At 75.9% G+C, this 14,188-nt stretch carries 12 protein-coding genes and 1 pseudogene; 6 read left to right on the top strand and 7 right to left on the bottom strand.

Annotated elements, in window-relative coordinates; genetic code table 11:
- Nucleotides 1–42: 42 nt before the first annotated feature.
- The gene (locus tag ACSP97_RS17585) at nucleotides 43–2,289 is read right to left on the bottom strand and encodes a VWA domain-containing protein (protein WP_440558240.1); all 2,247 of its coding nucleotides are present in this window, start codon (nucleotides 2,287–2,289) and stop codon (nucleotides 43–45) included.
- 98 nt (nucleotides 2,290–2,387) lie between these two features.
- On the bottom strand, nucleotides 2,388–3,179 hold the full coding sequence (locus tag ACSP97_RS17580; RefSeq protein ID WP_440558239.1) for an alpha/beta fold hydrolase: 792 nt from the start codon (nucleotides 3,177–3,179) through the stop codon (nucleotides 2,388–2,390).
- A gap of 99 nt (nucleotides 3,180–3,278) precedes the next feature.
- Between ACSP97_RS17580 and ACSP97_RS17575 the strand changes: the two genes are divergently transcribed.
- The gene (locus ACSP97_RS17575) at nucleotides 3,279–4,646 is read left to right on the top strand and encodes an aminotransferase-like domain-containing protein (protein ID WP_355146353.1); all 1,368 of its coding nucleotides are present in this window, start codon (nucleotides 3,279–3,281) and stop codon (nucleotides 4,644–4,646) included.
- On the opposite strand, the gene ACSP97_RS17570 is transcribed toward ACSP97_RS17575, so the two are convergent.
- Together ACSP97_RS17570 and ACSP97_RS17565 are read right to left on the bottom strand one after the other, a co-directional pair.
- The gene (locus tag ACSP97_RS17570) at nucleotides 4,534–5,469 is read right to left on the bottom strand and encodes a hypothetical protein (RefSeq protein WP_435643434.1); all 936 of its coding nucleotides are present in this window, start codon (nucleotides 5,467–5,469) and stop codon (nucleotides 4,534–4,536) included. The genes ACSP97_RS17575 and ACSP97_RS17570 overlap by 113 nt on opposite strands.
- Nucleotides 5,470–5,549: 80 nt before the next feature.
- Nucleotides 5,550–6,032, bottom strand: coding sequence for a hypothetical protein (locus ACSP97_RS17565; RefSeq protein ID WP_355146349.1), 483 nt, complete (start codon nucleotides 6,030–6,032; stop codon nucleotides 5,550–5,552).
- A 131-nt stretch (nucleotides 6,033–6,163) separates the two neighbouring features.
- Here ACSP97_RS17565 and ACSP97_RS17560 point away from each other — a divergent pair, with 131 nt between their 5' ends.
- Nucleotides 6,164–7,384 carry a PP2C family protein-serine/threonine phosphatase gene (locus tag ACSP97_RS17560; RefSeq protein ID WP_440558449.1) on the top strand — a complete coding sequence of 407 codons (1,221 nt, stop codon included), beginning with the start codon at nucleotides 6,164–6,166 and terminating at the stop codon, nucleotides 7,382–7,384.
- 86 nt (nucleotides 7,385–7,470) lie between these two features.
- The gene (locus ACSP97_RS17555; RefSeq protein ID WP_440558237.1) at nucleotides 7,471–8,934 is read left to right on the top strand and encodes a hypothetical protein; all 1,464 of its coding nucleotides are present in this window, start codon (nucleotides 7,471–7,473) and stop codon (nucleotides 8,932–8,934) included.
- A gap of 6 nt (nucleotides 8,935–8,940) precedes the next feature.
- Here the strand turns inward: ACSP97_RS17555 and ACSP97_RS17550 are convergent, their stop codons facing one another.
- The gene (locus ACSP97_RS17550; protein WP_358297832.1) at nucleotides 8,941–10,185 is read right to left on the bottom strand and encodes an amidohydrolase; all 1,245 of its coding nucleotides are present in this window, start codon (nucleotides 10,183–10,185) and stop codon (nucleotides 8,941–8,943) included.
- Nucleotides 10,186–10,229: 44 nt separating this feature from the next.
- Entirely contained in the window at nucleotides 10,230–10,406 is a 177-nt protein-coding gene (locus ACSP97_RS17545) for a hypothetical protein (protein ID WP_435643436.1), read from the bottom strand.
- A 112-nt stretch (nucleotides 10,407–10,518) separates the two neighbouring features.
- Here ACSP97_RS17545 and ACSP97_RS17540 point away from each other — a divergent pair, with 112 nt between their 5' ends.
- A complete protein-coding gene (locus ACSP97_RS17540) occupies nucleotides 10,519–11,862 on the top strand; it encodes a tetratricopeptide repeat protein (RefSeq protein ID WP_355146835.1) in 1,344 nt (447 codons plus the stop codon).
- A 7-nt stretch (nucleotides 11,863–11,869) separates the two neighbouring features.
- Here ACSP97_RS17540 and ACSP97_RS17535 read toward each other — a convergent pair whose 3' ends face one another.
- Nucleotides 11,870–12,655: a hypothetical protein gene (locus ACSP97_RS17535; protein WP_440558234.1), complete on the bottom strand. Its 786-nt coding sequence runs from the start codon at nucleotides 12,653–12,655 to the stop codon at nucleotides 11,870–11,872.
- Nucleotides 12,656–12,821: 166 nt separating this feature from the next.
- Between ACSP97_RS17535 and ACSP97_RS17530 the strand changes: the two are divergent.
- Nucleotides 12,822–13,154 (top strand): annotated as a pseudogene (locus ACSP97_RS17530) (His/Gly/Thr/Pro-type tRNA ligase C-terminal domain-containing protein); the annotation flags it as partial.
- A 49-nt stretch (nucleotides 13,155–13,203) separates the two neighbouring features.
- Nucleotides 13,204–14,154: a nucleoside hydrolase gene (locus ACSP97_RS17525; protein WP_440558232.1), complete on the top strand. Its 951-nt coding sequence runs from the start codon at nucleotides 13,204–13,206 to the stop codon at nucleotides 14,152–14,154.
- The last annotated feature ends 34 nt before the right edge of the window (nucleotides 14,155–14,188 follow it).

Raw genomic sequence — 14,188 nt, 5'->3', positions numbered from 1 at the left:
CACCCCCCGGTCAGGCGTTCGTCGGGTCATCCGCCCGTGGGCTCACGGCCGCCAGGTGGCGAGGACGCCCTCGTACAGCTCCGCGTCCGTCAGCTCGCGGGGGGTGGGGCCCGCGTGGAAGAAGGCGGTGTTGGGGGTCTTCAGCTTGCGCAGGTAGTCGAACGCCTTGTTGTCGTGCTCACCGAACGCGACGAACGAGAAGAAGACCGTGGGGTGGCTCTCCGCCGCTGCGGTGAGGGCCTGGGTCGCGGGCGTCTTGGCGTCCGGGGCGCCGTCGGTCTGGAACACCACCAGCGCCGGGGTGCCGGGGGCGACGTGCTCGTCGTAGTGGGCGAGTACGGCTTCCACGGCGGCGTGGTAGCTGGTCCGGCCCATCCGGCCGAGGCCCGCGTGGACGTCGTCGATCCTCGTCGCGTGCTCCGGGGTGAGGGTCAGGTCGGTGGTGCCGTCGACCTCCGTGGAGAAGAAGACGGTGTGGACCGTGGTCTCGGGGTCCAGGTGGGCCGCGAGGGCGAGGGCCTGGTCGGCGAGGGCCTGCGCGGAGCCGTCCTTGTAGTACGGCCGCATGCTCGCGGAGCGGTCCAGCACGAGGTAGAGCTTCGCGCGGGTCCCGGTGAGGTCGGTCTTCGCGAGCGGCTCGACGGCGGCGGTGTAGGCCGCGGCGAGGGCGGGGGCGGCGGCCTGGACGGCGGGGAGGGGGGTGGCGGGGGCACGGCCGGCATCCTCGGCGGGTGCCTCCGGCGCGACCGGCTCGGCGGGCTCGGTGGGCTCGCTGTCGGGGGTGGCGGTCTCCTGGGCGGGCTCGGGCTCGGTCGGTGTGGCTTCCGTCTCCGGTTCGGCGCCGGTGTCGGGGGTGGCGGTCTCCCGGGCGGGCGCGGCCACTTCGGTGGGTGCTGCCTCCGGCTCGGTCTCGGTCGGCTCGGCTTCGGCGGTGGCCGGTTCCGGCTCCGTCTCGGCGGGAGCGGCCTGCGACTCCGGAACGGCTTCGGCCTCGGGAGCGGCAGCCTCCTCGGCGGGCTCGGCTTCGGCGGCGGCCGCCGTTTCCGGCTCAGCCGCGGCCGGTTCCTCCGCCGCTTCCGTCAGCGGCTCGGGCTCCGCCTCCGTCACCGCGGCGGGTGCCGCTTCCGGCTCCTCCTCGGCCACCGGCTCCGAAGACGCCTCGGTCTCGGCGACCGGCTCCGAAGACGCCTCGGTCTCGGCGACCGGCTCCGCCTGCGCGGTCGCGGTCTCCGTCGGTTCCGGGGAGGCGGCCCCGGTCTCCGACGGCTCGGGCGTGGCCGCCGGGGCGTCCACGTGCTCCGCGGCCACCTCGTCCGCCGGTGCTTCCGGCGCCGGCGCGGTTTCTGCCGCCGTCTCTTCCTCGGCCGTCGCCTTCGCCTCGGGATCGCCCTCGGCCGTCGTGACGGCGTCGGCCGCTGCCTCGGCCGTCTCCGGCTCGTCCACGAGGGACGTCGCCGCCGGGGTCACCTCGTCCGCCGGTGCGGGCTCTGCCGCCGGCGCTTCTTCCATCCGCGCTTCAGCGCCGGTCTCGGTGTCGGCCGCGGGTTCCGCCGCCTCGGTGTCGGCCTTCGCCTCAGCGGTCGGCTCCGCCTCGGGCTCGCCGGTCGGCTCGGACTCGTCCTCGGCGGCCGTCACGGCGTCCGCCTCGGCCTCGGCGTCGGCCTTCGCCTCGGCGTCACCGTCGGCCTGCGCGTCCGCCTTCGCCACGGCGTCCGCCTCGGACCCGCCCTCGGCCTCGGCCACCGTCTCCGACCCGGCCACGGCGTCGGTCTCGACCTCCGTGTCCGCCTTCGCCTCGGCGTCGGTGTCAGCCTCCGCCTCCGTCTTCACGTCCGCCTCGGCGTCACCCCCGCCCCCGGCACCCGTGACCCGCTTGGTGTCCGCGTCGGTCTCCGGCACCGTGTCGGCCGCTCGCGTGGCCCCCTCGGTGGCGGGCTTCCGTTCGGGAGTCTCGGGAGCCGTCGTTTCGGTGGTCGACGTGTCGGGGGCGTCGTCCGCCGGAGCCGAGGGGTTCGGTACCCGGACCTTGTCGAAGGCGGCGGCCACCAGCTCGTGTTCCTCGGCGGTGGAGTCGCGGGGTTCGGGGACCGTCGCCGTCGGCTCGGGGGCGGGAGCGGCCGGGTCGCGGGGTTCCGGGACCGCCGGCGCCGGCTCGGCCGGGACCGGCTCGGCCGGTTCCACCGACTGGGCCGGCTCGGCCGGGGGCTGGGCCGTCGCACCCTCTGCCTCGGCGGCTCGGGACTTGCGTGAGCGGCCGAATGCGTTCCGCAGGAGAGTGAGAATGCCCATGTGTGCAACCCTTCGCGTGAGGTGACACCGTCAATCGCTGGCCAGGACGGACACGTAAGGTTAGCGGCCCTGGATGTCCGCGGTGTGGCCCCGAACCCCTACGGCGCACCGTCGACGCGTGCCAGGAAATCCCCCAGCACCCGGTTGAACTCCTTCGGGCGCTCCAGATTGGGCAGATGGGCCGCCCCCTCGATGACCTCCAGGGTGGAGTCGGGGAGGGACCGCGCCAGGGACTCGGCGTCGGCGACAGGGGTGTAGGTGTCGTCGGCGCCCACCACCACCAGCGCGGGGACGGCCACCCGGGTCAGCAGGCCCCGGTAGTCGGGGCGTTCGGCCCGCCCGCGCAGGGACGCCGCCGCGCCCTGCGCGGCCGTCGCGGTCATCATGCCGTGGACGTGCGCCTTGACCTCCGCGCGGGCGTACGGCGCGACCATGCGGTCCAGCACCTCGTCGGCGTAACCCCGCATCCCCTCCGCGAGCAGCCGGTCCGCCATCGCGTTCCGGTTCCGTACGCCCTCGGGGGTCTCCGGCTCGGCGAAGGTGTCCGCGAGGACCAGGCCCCGGATCCGGTCGCCGAAGCGGTCATGGCACTCCATGGCGATCTGGCCGCCCATCGACAGCCCGGCCAGCACGAAGGTGTCCACGCCCAGGAAGCCGAGGAGTTCGGCCAGGTCCTCGGCGTGGCGGGAGAGCGGGACCTTGCCGGGAGTCACCGGTGAGGCGCCATAGCCGCGCAGGTCGGGGGCGACGACCCGGCGGCCGGCGGAGAACTCCGCCACCTGCGGGTCCCACATCGTGCGGTCGAAGGGGTGCCCGTGGATCAGCACCAGAGGGCAACCGGTGGAAGCCGAATCAGGGGATTTGTCGGTGAACGCGAGGTACGGGGGCATGTGATCGACCCTAGGCGGCCCCAATTGCTCGGTGCAATAAGATCTTTGCCCTCGGTGCAATCGCGGCTCGGCCGACGCGCCAGACCAACAGGGGGACCGATGAACGACTTTCGGCGGATCGCCGACCGGATAGCCGCCGACATCGCGAGCGGGCGGCTGCGCCCGGGGCAGCGGCTGCCCCCGCAGCGGGCCTTCGCGCGGCGGCACGGGCTCGCGCCCTCCACGGCGGGGCGGGTGTACGCCGAACTCGTGCGCCGGGGACTGGTGGTGGGCGAGGTAGGGCGGGGCACCTTCGTGCGGGCCACCGCCCCGGACGGACAGCCGGGGCACGCCCTGACCGAGGCGGCGGCCGGGGCACCGCCCGTGAACCTGGAGTTGAACTACCCGGAGGCGGCGGGGCAGTCGGAGGTGCTGGCCCGGACGCTCGCGCCGCTGCTGCGGCCGGACGCGCTCGGGGACGCGCTGCGGCCGGCCGGGGCCGCCGGGACCCCGGCCGCGCGGGAGGCGTTCGCCGCGCTGCTCGAAGAGGGCGGGGTGCGGGCCGACCCGGCACGGATCCTGTTCACCGGGAACGGCCGGCAGGCGATCGCCGCGGCGCTCGCCTCGCTGGCCCGCCCCGGCGACCGGGTCGGGGTGGAGCCGCTCACGTATCCGCTGGTCAAGGAGATCGCCGGCCGGCTCGGGCTGAGTCTGGTGCCGCTCGCCATGGACGAGGAGGGCGTCCGCCCGCAGTCCGTCGCCGCCGTCCACCGCACCGCGCCCCTGGCCGCCCTCTACCTCCAGCCGACCCTGCACAACCCGACCGCGCTGACCATGGGCGCATCCCGGCGCGCCGAGCTGGCGGACGTCGTCCACAGGCTGGGGATACCGGTCGTCGAGGACCGGATCTGGTCCTTCCTGGAGCCGGGTCCGCGCCGGGTCCCGCCGCTGGCCGCGCTCGCGCCGGACCTCGTCCACCTCGTGGACGGGCTGTCCAAGCGGGTCGCGCCCGGTCTCACCGTCGGGTTCGTCGTCGTGCCGCGGGGCCGGGGCGAGGCGGTGGCGCGGGCCGTCCGAGCCGGGGGGTGGAGCGCGGGCGGGTTCGCGCTGGCGGCGGCCGTGCGCTGGCTCGCCGACGGGACCGTGGACCGGCTGGTGGCCGCGAAGCGGCGGGACGCGGCGCGCCGGCAGCGGCTGGCCGCGGAGAAGCTGGCCGGCTTCGCCGTGCGCTCCGACCCGGCCGCCTGTTTCGCCTGGTGGCAGCTGCCCGCGCCGTGGCGCGCGGACACCTTCACGGCGGCCGCGCGCGAACACGGGATCGCGGTCACGCCCGGTACGGCCTTCTCGGTGGGGCCAGGTCGCGCCCCGGACGCGGTCAGGCTTGGGCTCGGTTCGGCTCCGGAGCCGACGCTGGCGCGGGCTCTGGAGACCCTCGCCACCGTCGCACGAGGCGGGCGGGGCGCAGATTCCGGGTCAGCCAGGTGGTGAGGGCCACCACGAGGCCGAGGCCGAGCAGTAGCCAGGAGACCGTGCGCAGGGTGCCGGTCAGGGCGTCGTAGACGGCGCCGGCGGCCGGGCGGGGCACGTCGGCGGGCAGGCCGGCGAGGGTGAGACGGCGGCCGATCGCCACGGCGAGACCGAGCAGCGCGCCGCCGAGGGCGGTGCCCAGCGCGGTCGCGGCGATGGCCCGGCGGCGGCGGACGGCCAGGGCGATCCCCGCGGCGGCGAAGGCCACGGCCGCCACCGGCAGCCAGAATCCGGCGACTTCGAGCACGTGGAACCCCTTTCGGAGCGACGTCAGTTCGTCGGCCGGGAGCACGGCGACAGTGGTGTGCTGCACCGGGATACGGGCGGCGAGCGGTATGTGCTCGTCGCTGAGCTGCTGTTTGACCTGGGCGGTGACGGGGGCGAGGTCGACGGTGACCGGCTCGGCGGCCGCGTCGTCGCGGTCGTCGCGCAGCGCCCGCAGCACCGCGTCGTGGGTGACCCGGTTGCCGGTGTCCCAGGCCAGCCGGAAGGCCTCGGTCTGGGTGAAGGAGCGAACGGCGTCGTGCACGAACGGGCGGACGGAGCCCCGCAGCGGGCCGACGTCGAGCCGGTGGTCCACCTCCTGGAGCAGGCTGTCCCCGACGGCGTTCGCGACGGCCTCCCGCACGTCCGGGTCGGTGGCGAGCGGGGCCATCGTGGTGACGTACCGGCCCGTGTCGGTGAGTCCGTACGCCGCCCAGACCGCCAGCGCGCCGAACGGCACGAGCAGGCAGGACAGGGTGATCAGTACGGCCGACAGGGCGCTCCTGAGGCGTTGCGGCACGCTTTCAGGCAACGGCCGGCGGGGCCGGGGCGCCACCGGGGGGCGCCCGTCCGGGCGACCGCCGCACGGGGGGTGCGGCCTCAGCGGATCCGCCGTCCGAAGGCGTCCTCGCGTGTGTAGTACCGGTAGAAGAAGACGATGAAGGTGGCCGCCGAGATCAGCAGCGACATCAGCACGGTCCGGGCGACGGAATGGCCGCCCTGGCTGTACAGGAAGCCGAACGCGCAGCCGACGAACGCCGTCCACAGCAGCGCGTGCACCTCCCGGATCATCCGTGGGGCCAGCGCCAGCAGGGCGATGCACAACACGGCGAAGACGAGGGCGCTGCCGAAGCCGAGCAGCAGGTTCCAGCCGGTCACGGGGCCGCCGGAGCGGTTCATCTCCGCGACCCAGTAGCCGTAGACCAGGGCCAGGACGACCGGGATCACGATCCGGCCGATCCGGTGGGTGCGGGCGTCGAAGACGTCGGGGGTACGGCGCTGGTCGGGGGAGGTGGCGGCCTGCACCTCGGGCGCCGGGGCGCGCCGGGGGATGCCACCGGGTGCGGGTGCCGCATGGGTCATGTGAGCACTCCTCTCTCCTCGCCCCCGTTCGCCTTCCAATGCACACCTGTGCGCCCGCCCCGGCAACTCGGACGGCGCAGCGCCCGGCGTGTTCACCGGCCGAACCTGGAGACTCGGCCGGTGTGAACCGGATGACGTACCCGCGGCACCACCCGCGGCGGCTCTGCGGCCAGGGTTACGCCTGGCTGCTGCCGTCGCTGCTGCTCGTCGGCATCGTGCTGCTGGACTTCAACACCGGCGCGGAGTACCGGTTCGTCTCCTGGACCGTGCTGGTGCCCGGCATCGCCGCGGCGATCTGCGGGGTGCGCACCACGGCCTGCTTCTGCGTGGTGTCGCTGGTGGCGTACGTGCTGGTGGACAACGCCTGGCCGGACCAGTACCGGGCGGGCTTCGCCGACTTCCTGCTGGTCGCGCTCGGCGGTGCGCTGGCCACGGTGGTCTCGGCCCTGCGGGTGCGGCAGGAGCGGCACGCGCTGCGCATGGAGGACGTCGCGGCGGCCACGGTACGGGCCGTGCTGCGCCCGCTGCCCGAGCACTGGGCGGGTCTCGAACAGGCGGGCGCGTACTTCCCCGCGGACGTGGAGGCGCAGGTCGGGGGCGATTTCTACGACATCCAGCCCGGGCCGTACGGCACCCGGGTGCTGGTCGGGGACGTCCAGGGCAAGGGGACGGGCGCGGTGGAGGCGGCCGCCGCGCTGCTCGGCAGCTTCCGGGAGGCGGGCTACTACGAGAAGGACCTCGGCACGGTCGCCGAGCGCCTGGAGATCCGGATGCTGCGGCTGCGCATCCACACCACCGCGATCGGCCGCCGCGACGGGGACCGGTTCGCCACCGCGGTGCTGGTCGCCTTCTCCCGGGACGCCCCCGACACGGTCGAGATCGTCAACTTCGGGCACGAGGCCCCGCTCGTGGCCGGCCCGCGCGGGGTGCGCGAGCTGCCCTGCGGGGAAGGGCTGCCGATCGGCCTGAGCGATCTGGCCGACGGGCTGCCGCCGGTGCACCAGGTGCCGCTGGCCGAGGACGAGACGCTGCTGCTGTACACGGACGGGGTGACCGAGGCCCGGGACCGGCACGGCGAGTTCTACGACCTGCTCGGCGACGTCACCGAAGCCGTCGCGGCCGATCCGTGCTGCGCCGAGCCCGAGCGCCTGGTGCGCCGCGTCCACGACGGCGTGCGGCGGCACAGCGGAGGCGTGCTCGCGGACGACACCACGATCTTCGCGGTGCGCCGCCTCCCGGTCGGCGACGAAGCACCGCGGACGGCGGTGTTCCCGGGGTGGGACAGCGGGAGATGGCTGCCGGACCGGGTGTGGGCGGGCGAGGACCCGGAACGGGGAAGTTCGGCGTCCTGAGGCGCGTCGGGGCGGTCGCAGCGGTTACGGTGCTGGCGGGAGAGTGCGGATCCACAGGGACCGCAGGGCCTACAGGGGGAGGGACCATGCCCGGAACCGTGCTGCTGCTGGCGGCCGCGCCGCTGGGCCGGGGACGCCTGGTGGACGCGGCCTCCGTGCTGCCGGTGCTGGCCGCCGTCGCCCCCGCCGTGCTGTCCGGCACCGACACCGCCAACGTCGTGGAACTCGCGGACCCGGTGGACCCGCAGGGCGTGCTGACCCGGCTGCGGGCCGCGGCGGCCGCGCCCGGACCGCTCACCGTGTACCTCACCGGCCAGCTGCACCTGGACCGCCGGCAGCGGCTGCCGCATCTCGCGCTGGCCCGCACCACCCCGGCCACGGTCCGCTACACCGCGCTGCCCTGGCACTGGATCCGCGAGGAGCTGCGGCTGCGGCCGCCCGGGCGGACCGCGCTCCTCCTCGATCTGCACGCGGACCCGGAGGCCTGGCGGCACCTGCACGAACAGCCGCTGGACGCGGGCCGCACGGCCGCGGTCTACGGCCGTGTCGCACCGCCGCGCGGGCGCCGGGGGCCGGCCGAGCCGACGTACATGAAGACGGTCGCCACCCTGCTGCGCAGCGGTCACCGTCCGCCGCTGGACGAACTCCACCACCAGGCCCTCGCCCGCATCGCGGAGGAGACCGCCGTCGACATCCTGCTGGGACCGCCGCAGGTCGCCGCGTACGCCGGTCCCGGTGACCACGGGTTCGGCGCGCCCCCGGGCGCCGCCGTGGCCGGCCCCGGACGGGCGGATCCCGCCGCGCCGTCCGGCGGGTTCGGCCCGGTGGCGGGCGTCGAGCACCCCGGCGGGTACGCGGAAACCGGCGGGTACGCGGGGACCGGCGCGATCCCGGGGCAGCGGGTGGACGTGCCGGACGCGGTGCGGGCCGGCGCTTTCGGACCCGGGTCCGCCGAGGACGTCCGGCCGGCTTCCGGCGCGGCCGTCGACGCCGGGGGCGCGGCCGGGGACGCGGGCGTGGCCGAACCGGCGGAGCCCGGCGCGGGCGAGGGGCCGGGGGACGTCGTGCGGGCGGAGGGCTCCGCCGCTCCGCTGCCGCCGGCCCCCGCGGCCGGGCTCCCGGAGGCCGGGGGCGATCCGCACGTCGCCATCAGCGACGCCGTGCGGGACGGGCGGCACGAGGAGGCCGACGCGATCGCGGCACGGCTCCAGGAGGCGGCCGTCGGGGAGCACGGGCCGGCGTCCGAGGACGCGTTGCACTGGGCCGAGGTGCGCGCCGACCTGGCGATGTTCGCGGGGGACGCGGGGCGCAGCTGCCGGGGCTGGATGACGGTGGCCGAGACCAGGCTCGCGGCGGGTCAGGCCCCCGACGCGCCCGCCGTGGAGGCCGCCGTCGACCGGGCGCACCACCAGTGGACTCGTGTCGACGACCCCGCGCGGGCCCGTGAACTGGGGCCCGCGCTCGCGGAGTTGCGCTCCAGGGTGCCGGGGCGCCGGCAGGGCGCGCTGGAGGACGTACAGCGGCAGCTGCGCGGGTTGCAGCGGACCTGAACCGGCTCACGCCTCCGACAGCAGCGCCAGGGCCCCCGACACCAGCGTCCGCACGCCCGGGGCGACCGTGGCCGGGTCGGGGGCGAAGTGGGGGCTGTGGTTGCTGGGAACGGCGGCGAGCTTCTCGGCGAGGGTGTCGCCGGACGAGCGGTCCCAGACGTCGGCGGGCGTGGTGGTGACGAACCAGTACGAGTAGGGGATGGCGCTGTTCAGCGAGAGTTCCGGGAAGTCCTCGCTGCCCATCGCCGGGCCCGGGTCGAACACCGTGCCCGCGCCGAACACCTCGGCGTGCACGGCGGCCACGGTCCGGTCGGTGTCCGCGTCGTTCACGGTCACCGGGAAGGTGTTGCCGAGGGTGACGTCGGGCTCGCGGGGGCAGCCGGCGGCCAGGCACTCGCCCTGGGCGATGCGCCGGATCGCGGCCAGCATCCGCTGCCGTACCGCCTCGGACTGGGTGCGCAGGTTGAGCGCGATGCGCGCCTCGCCGGGGATGATGTTGTGCCGGGTGCCCGCCTCGATCCGGCCCACCGTCAGCACCGCGGACTCGCCCGCCGCGACCTCCCGGGAGACCACCGTCTGCAGCCGGGTGACGAGGTAGGCCGCGGTCACCACCGGGTCCACCGTCGCCTCCGGGCGCGAGCCGTGCCCGCCCTTGCCGTACACCACGATGTCCACGTCCGTCGCGGCGGACATGATCAGCCCCGGCGCGTGCGGGTACAGCCCCGCCGGGCCCGGCGCGGCATGCTGGCCGAGCAGCACGTCGGGCCGCCCGAACCGCTCGTACAGCCCGTCCGCCAGCATCCGCTGGGCGCCCTGCCCGGTCTCCTCGGCGGGCTGCCCCACCACCAGCAGCGTGCCGCGCCAGGTGTCCCGCCCCCGTGCCAGCGCGGCCGCGGCCCCGGCCAGCCAGGTGACGTGCAGATCGTGGCCGCAGGCGTGCATCACCCCGTCCGTGGCGGAGGCGTACGGCAGCCCGGTCGCCTCCGGGACCGGCAGCGCGTCCATGTCGGCGCGCAGCAGCACGGTCGGTCCTTCACCGTTGGCCAGCCGGCCCACGACCCCGGTGCCGCCGACGCCCTCCGCCGTCTCGAACCCGGCGTCCGCCAGCCGGCCGGCCAGCTTGCCGGCGGTGCGGTGTTCGCGCAGGGACAGCTCGGGGTGGCGGTGCAGATCGCGGTAGAAGTCCTCCAGACCGGCGACCGGGAGGTCGGCGGTGAGGTCCAGCGCGGTGCGGGCGGCGGCAGAGGTCATGCGGGCAGGTTAGGCGGGTGCCGGGGTTTTCGACACCGGTGGGTTCAGCGCCGGGCCGCTGTGTCCGCAACGGTGGCCTGCGCGGCGGGAGTCGACGGTACCGTGGCGCGGGCCGGGCAGGCGTTGGCCGCGAGGATCAGGGAGGTGGCGGCGACCACGGCGGCGGCGACGGCCCTGCGCGCGGTGGAATTCCCGCAGGAACCGGGTGTACGTCCGGACACGGCGACCTCACAACACGACAGCGGCGTATTAAGCAGGTTTAATCCGCCGTTTAACCTAGAGGCAGTGGGACCCGAACAGCAAGGCGGACAGGGGGAGTTGGGGGTGCGGGTGGTGCGGGAAAGGGACGATCCGGGAACGGTGGGACGACGGGTGCAGCAGTTGCGTGCCCAGCGCGGGCTCACCCAGCGGCAACTGGCGGAGCCGGCCTACACCCCGGCGTACATCTCCACCCTGGAGGCGGGCCGGGTGCGCGCCTCCGACGAGGCGCTGCGGCACATCGCGGACCGGCTCGGCGTGAGCTTCGAGGAGTTGGCGCTGGGCCGCCCCGCCCACCTCGCCACGGAGCTGCGGCTGCGGCTGACCGAGGCGCAGCGGCTGCTGGCCGACGGCCGGGCCGAGGAGGCGGCGGCGCGCTACACGGACCTGCTGGCCGAGGCGGAGGCGCACGCACTCGTCGCCGAACAGGCCGCCGCCCTGCTGGGGCTCGGCGAATGCGCGCTGGAGACGGGCGAGTTGACGGATGCCCGGACCCACTTCGAGCGGGCCGAGGAACAGCTCGCCGACGCCTCACCGGCGGCCCGCGTCCCCGCCGTGCGCGGCCGCGCGGTCGCCCACTACCTGGCCGGTGAACTCCGGTACGCCGTCTACCTGCTGGAGACCACCCTCGACGAACTCAACCGGGGCGGTCTGCACGACCCGGACGCGCTGCTGCTGCTGTACGCCAGCGCCATCGGCCCCTATCTGGACATGGGCGCGCACGCCCGCGCCGCCCAGGCCGCCGAGTTCGCCCTCGCGCTCGCCCCGCGGTCCGGCGACCCCGCGCTGATCGCCCGGATGCACCGCTCGGTGGCCCGCACCCTGCTCGCCGAGGGCCGCGCCGCCGAGGCCGACGCCTCCCTCGCCAAGGCGGCCGAGCTGTACCGCCAGCTCAGCCTGCGCACCGAGCTGGCGCACTGCCACTGGATGCGCGGTTACGTCCACGCGCAGAACGACCACCTCGAAGCCGCGGAGGCGGAGTTGCGGCAGGCGCTGGACATGCTGTCGCAGACCCGGGCCGCCCTCTACCGCAGCCAGGCCGCGGTGGAACTCGCCGACGTGCTGCACCGGCGTGGCCGGTCCGCGGAGGCCGCCGAGCTGCTGGAGGGGGTGCTGGGCGACTTCTCCTCGGAGCGCGGCGCCGTGCACGCCGCCGCCGCGCATCGGCTGCTCGGCATCATCGCCGAGGACGGCCGCGACACCGAGTCCGCCGAGGAGCACTACGTGCGCGCCCTCAGCCTGCTGGAACGCGCGGGCGCCGCCGGTGACCTGGCCGACCTGTGCCGCCTCCTCGGCGATCTGCTGCGCCGTACCGGACGCGTCGAGGCCGCCCTGGACGCCTACCGCACCGGCCTCGGCCACCGCGCCGCCCCGGGCACCACGACGCTGGGCCCCGCACCGGCTCAGCCGCCGCTCTGAAACCGGCCTACACCTCCGCCCGGCCCTCCTTGCGCACCTGCGCGAGCCGCAGCGCCCCCACCTGGACGGCCGCCTGGGTGGCGTCGTTGGGGACGTCGGCGAGGCCGCCGTTGGTGAGGGCGAAGGCGTCGTCGCCCACGCGGACGGCGGCGATGTCGAGGGTGAGGTGGCTCTCCTCGTCGTCGGAGGTGGTGGCGTCGAGGGTGATGTGCAGGCCCTGGCGGGCGTCGCCGACCTCGGGCAGGGGCAGTTCGGTGACCCGGACGTCCTCCTGGGTGTCCTGCTGGGTGGTGGCGGTGAACCGGGCGCACCGGGCCGGCATCGTGCGCAGCCAGGCCAGTGCGGCGTCCACGTCGGACGGGCGGCGGGCGCCGATCTGGTAGCGCAGCTGGGCGTCGGTGTCGGCGTCGTCCAGGCCGACGGCGGCGCGGGCCGGGGCGCCGAGCAACTGGTCGCTGTAGAGGGCGTCGAGGAGTTTCTGGCAGTCGCCGGTCGAGGTGCTCGCCTTGAGCAGCCCGTCCCGCCAGGTCGCCGCGCCGCGGGTCGCGGCCCAGGGGGCGCCGAGGTCGGACTGGGTGAGCAGCGCGGACTGCGCCTGGCCGTCGCTGAGGGTGGAGCCGTCGGGCCGGACCGGGGCCTGCGCGTCGCGGGAGGGGCGGTCGATCGTCGGGAGGGGCTGCGGCGCGGTCTCCGGCTGCTTCAGGGTGAGGGCCGCGCAGCCGCCGACGCCGAGGAGGCCGGCGCCTATGAGGCAGGTCAGCAGGCGTCCGTGCGGTCGTATGCCGTCGTACATCGCGGTGCCTCCCGGTGCTGGTGCCTCCTCCCACGGCACCACCGCCCCGGACGCCCCACCAGCGCGCGGGCCCGGACGGGTGAGGAGCCGGGAGGACGGGGGAGGACCGGGAGGACGGGCGGGGGAGTCGGCGGCCGGAGAAAACCCGTCGCCGTCCCGGCCGGTCGGCGCCTTCCCGGTCTGGCTGGCGCCGGTCCAGCTGGTGGTGTTGCCGGTGGGCGCCGAGCAGGAGGAGCGGGCGGCGGCCGTCGTGGCCGAGGCGCGGGCGCGGGGGTTGCGCGCGGAGCCGGCCGGGCCCGGCCAGGGCTCCCTGGGCGCCCGGATCCGGGCCGCGCGCCTGGTGCCGTACGTGGCGGTGATCGGCGCCCGCGAGGCCGCGGCGGGCCAGGCCGCGGTACGGCTGCGGGACGGGCGGCGGCCCGGGGAGCTGCCGGTGGCGGAGCTGCTGTCCCGGATCGCCGCGCGGGTGGCGGCCCGCGGGACCGGGCTGTGGGAGTGACGGAAGCGTTGAACTAACGTTCGGGTCCCGTCAGCCGAAGGAGTCCGCAGTGCCCGGTCCGCAGCCCGTCCCCGTGATCATCGACTGCGACACGGGTGTCGATGACGCCCTCGCGCTGCTGTTCGCCGTGCGCCACCCCGGCCTGGAACTGCGCGCGGTGACCTGTGTCGCCGGGAACACGGACGTGGACCGGGTGGTCCGCAACACCCTGACCGTGCTGGAGCAGGCCGGGGCGCCGGCCATACCGGTGGGGCGGGGCGCCGAGCGGCCGCTGCTGGAGCCGGCCCGGACCTCGGGCTGGCACGGCGGCGACGGCATGGGGGACCTCGGGCTGCCCGAGCCGGTCCGCGCCCCCGCCGACGTGGACGCGGTGGCCCTGCTGCGCCGGGAGATCCTGGCCTCGCCCCGGCCGGTCACCCTGATCCCCACCGCGCCCCTGACCAACATCGCCCTGCTGCTGCGCACCCACCCGGAGGTGACCCGCAACATCGAGCGGATCGTCTTCATGGGCGGCGCGGTCGGCGCCGGGAACGCCACGGCCGTCGCCGAGTTCAACGTCTGGCACGACCCGGAGGCGGCGGCCGTCCTGCTCACCGCCGGGGTGCCGATCACGATGTACGGCCTGGACGTGTTCCGGGAGGTGGTGGTGACCGGCGCGTGGGCGCGGCGGCTGCGCGCGAGCACCGAGCCGGGGGCCCGGCTGGCCGGCCGGCTGCTCGGGCACCGCCCCGACGGGCCCGAGGAGACGGGCTGCCTCGGGGACGCGGGCGCGGTGTGCGCGGTCGCCGATCCGGCGGGGCTGACCACCCGGCCGCTGCCCGTCGAGGTCTGCCTCGCCCCCGGCCCCGCGCGCGGCCAGACGATCGTGGACCGCCGGACACGGCCCGGCGAGTCCGAGGTCCATCACGGACGGCGCGAACAGGCCCTGGTCGACGTCGGGTTGGCGGTGGACGCGGAGCGGTACGCGCGGCTGTTCCTGGAGACCGTCGGGGGCCGCTGACGGGCCGGTCCGGTTTCCAAGGTTCGCTTTCCGG

The organism is Streptomyces sp. SCPE 10, assembly GCF_051980735.1.
In the GTDB taxonomy this organism is placed as follows: domain Bacteria; phylum Actinomycetota; class Actinomycetes; order Streptomycetales; family Streptomycetaceae; genus Streptomyces; species Streptomyces misionensis.
This window is presented reverse-complemented; position numbering and strand designations above follow the sequence as displayed.

Bases quoted from the DNA above. Each gene is read 5' to 3' on its own strand.
- ACSP97_RS17580 (WP_440558239.1), bottom strand. From the start codon at position 3,179: ATGCCCCCGTACCTCGCGTTCACCGACAAATCCCCTGATTCGGCTTCC.
- ACSP97_RS17560 (WP_440558449.1), top strand. From the start codon at position 6,164: ATGACGTACCCGCGGCACCACCCGCGGCGGCTCTGCGGCCAGGGTTAC.
- ACSP97_RS17575 (WP_355146353.1), top strand. From the start codon at position 3,279: ATGAACGACTTTCGGCGGATCGCCGACCGGATAGCCGCCGACATCGCG.
- ACSP97_RS17585 (WP_440558240.1), bottom strand. From the start codon at position 2,289: ATGGGCATTCTCACTCTCCTGCGGAACGCATTCGGCCGCTCACGCAAG.
- ACSP97_RS17555 (WP_440558237.1), top strand. From the start codon at position 7,471: ATGCCCGGAACCGTGCTGCTGCTGGCGGCCGCGCCGCTGGGCCGGGGA.
- ACSP97_RS17565 (WP_355146349.1), bottom strand. From the start codon at position 6,032: ATGACCCATGCGGCACCCGCACCCGGTGGCATCCCCCGGCGCGCCCCG.
- ACSP97_RS17535 (WP_440558234.1), bottom strand. From the start codon at position 12,655: ATGTACGACGGCATACGACCGCACGGACGCCTGCTGACCTGCCTCATA.
- ACSP97_RS17550 (WP_358297832.1), bottom strand. From the start codon at position 10,185: ATGACCTCTGCCGCCGCCCGCACCGCGCTGGACCTCACCGCCGACCTC.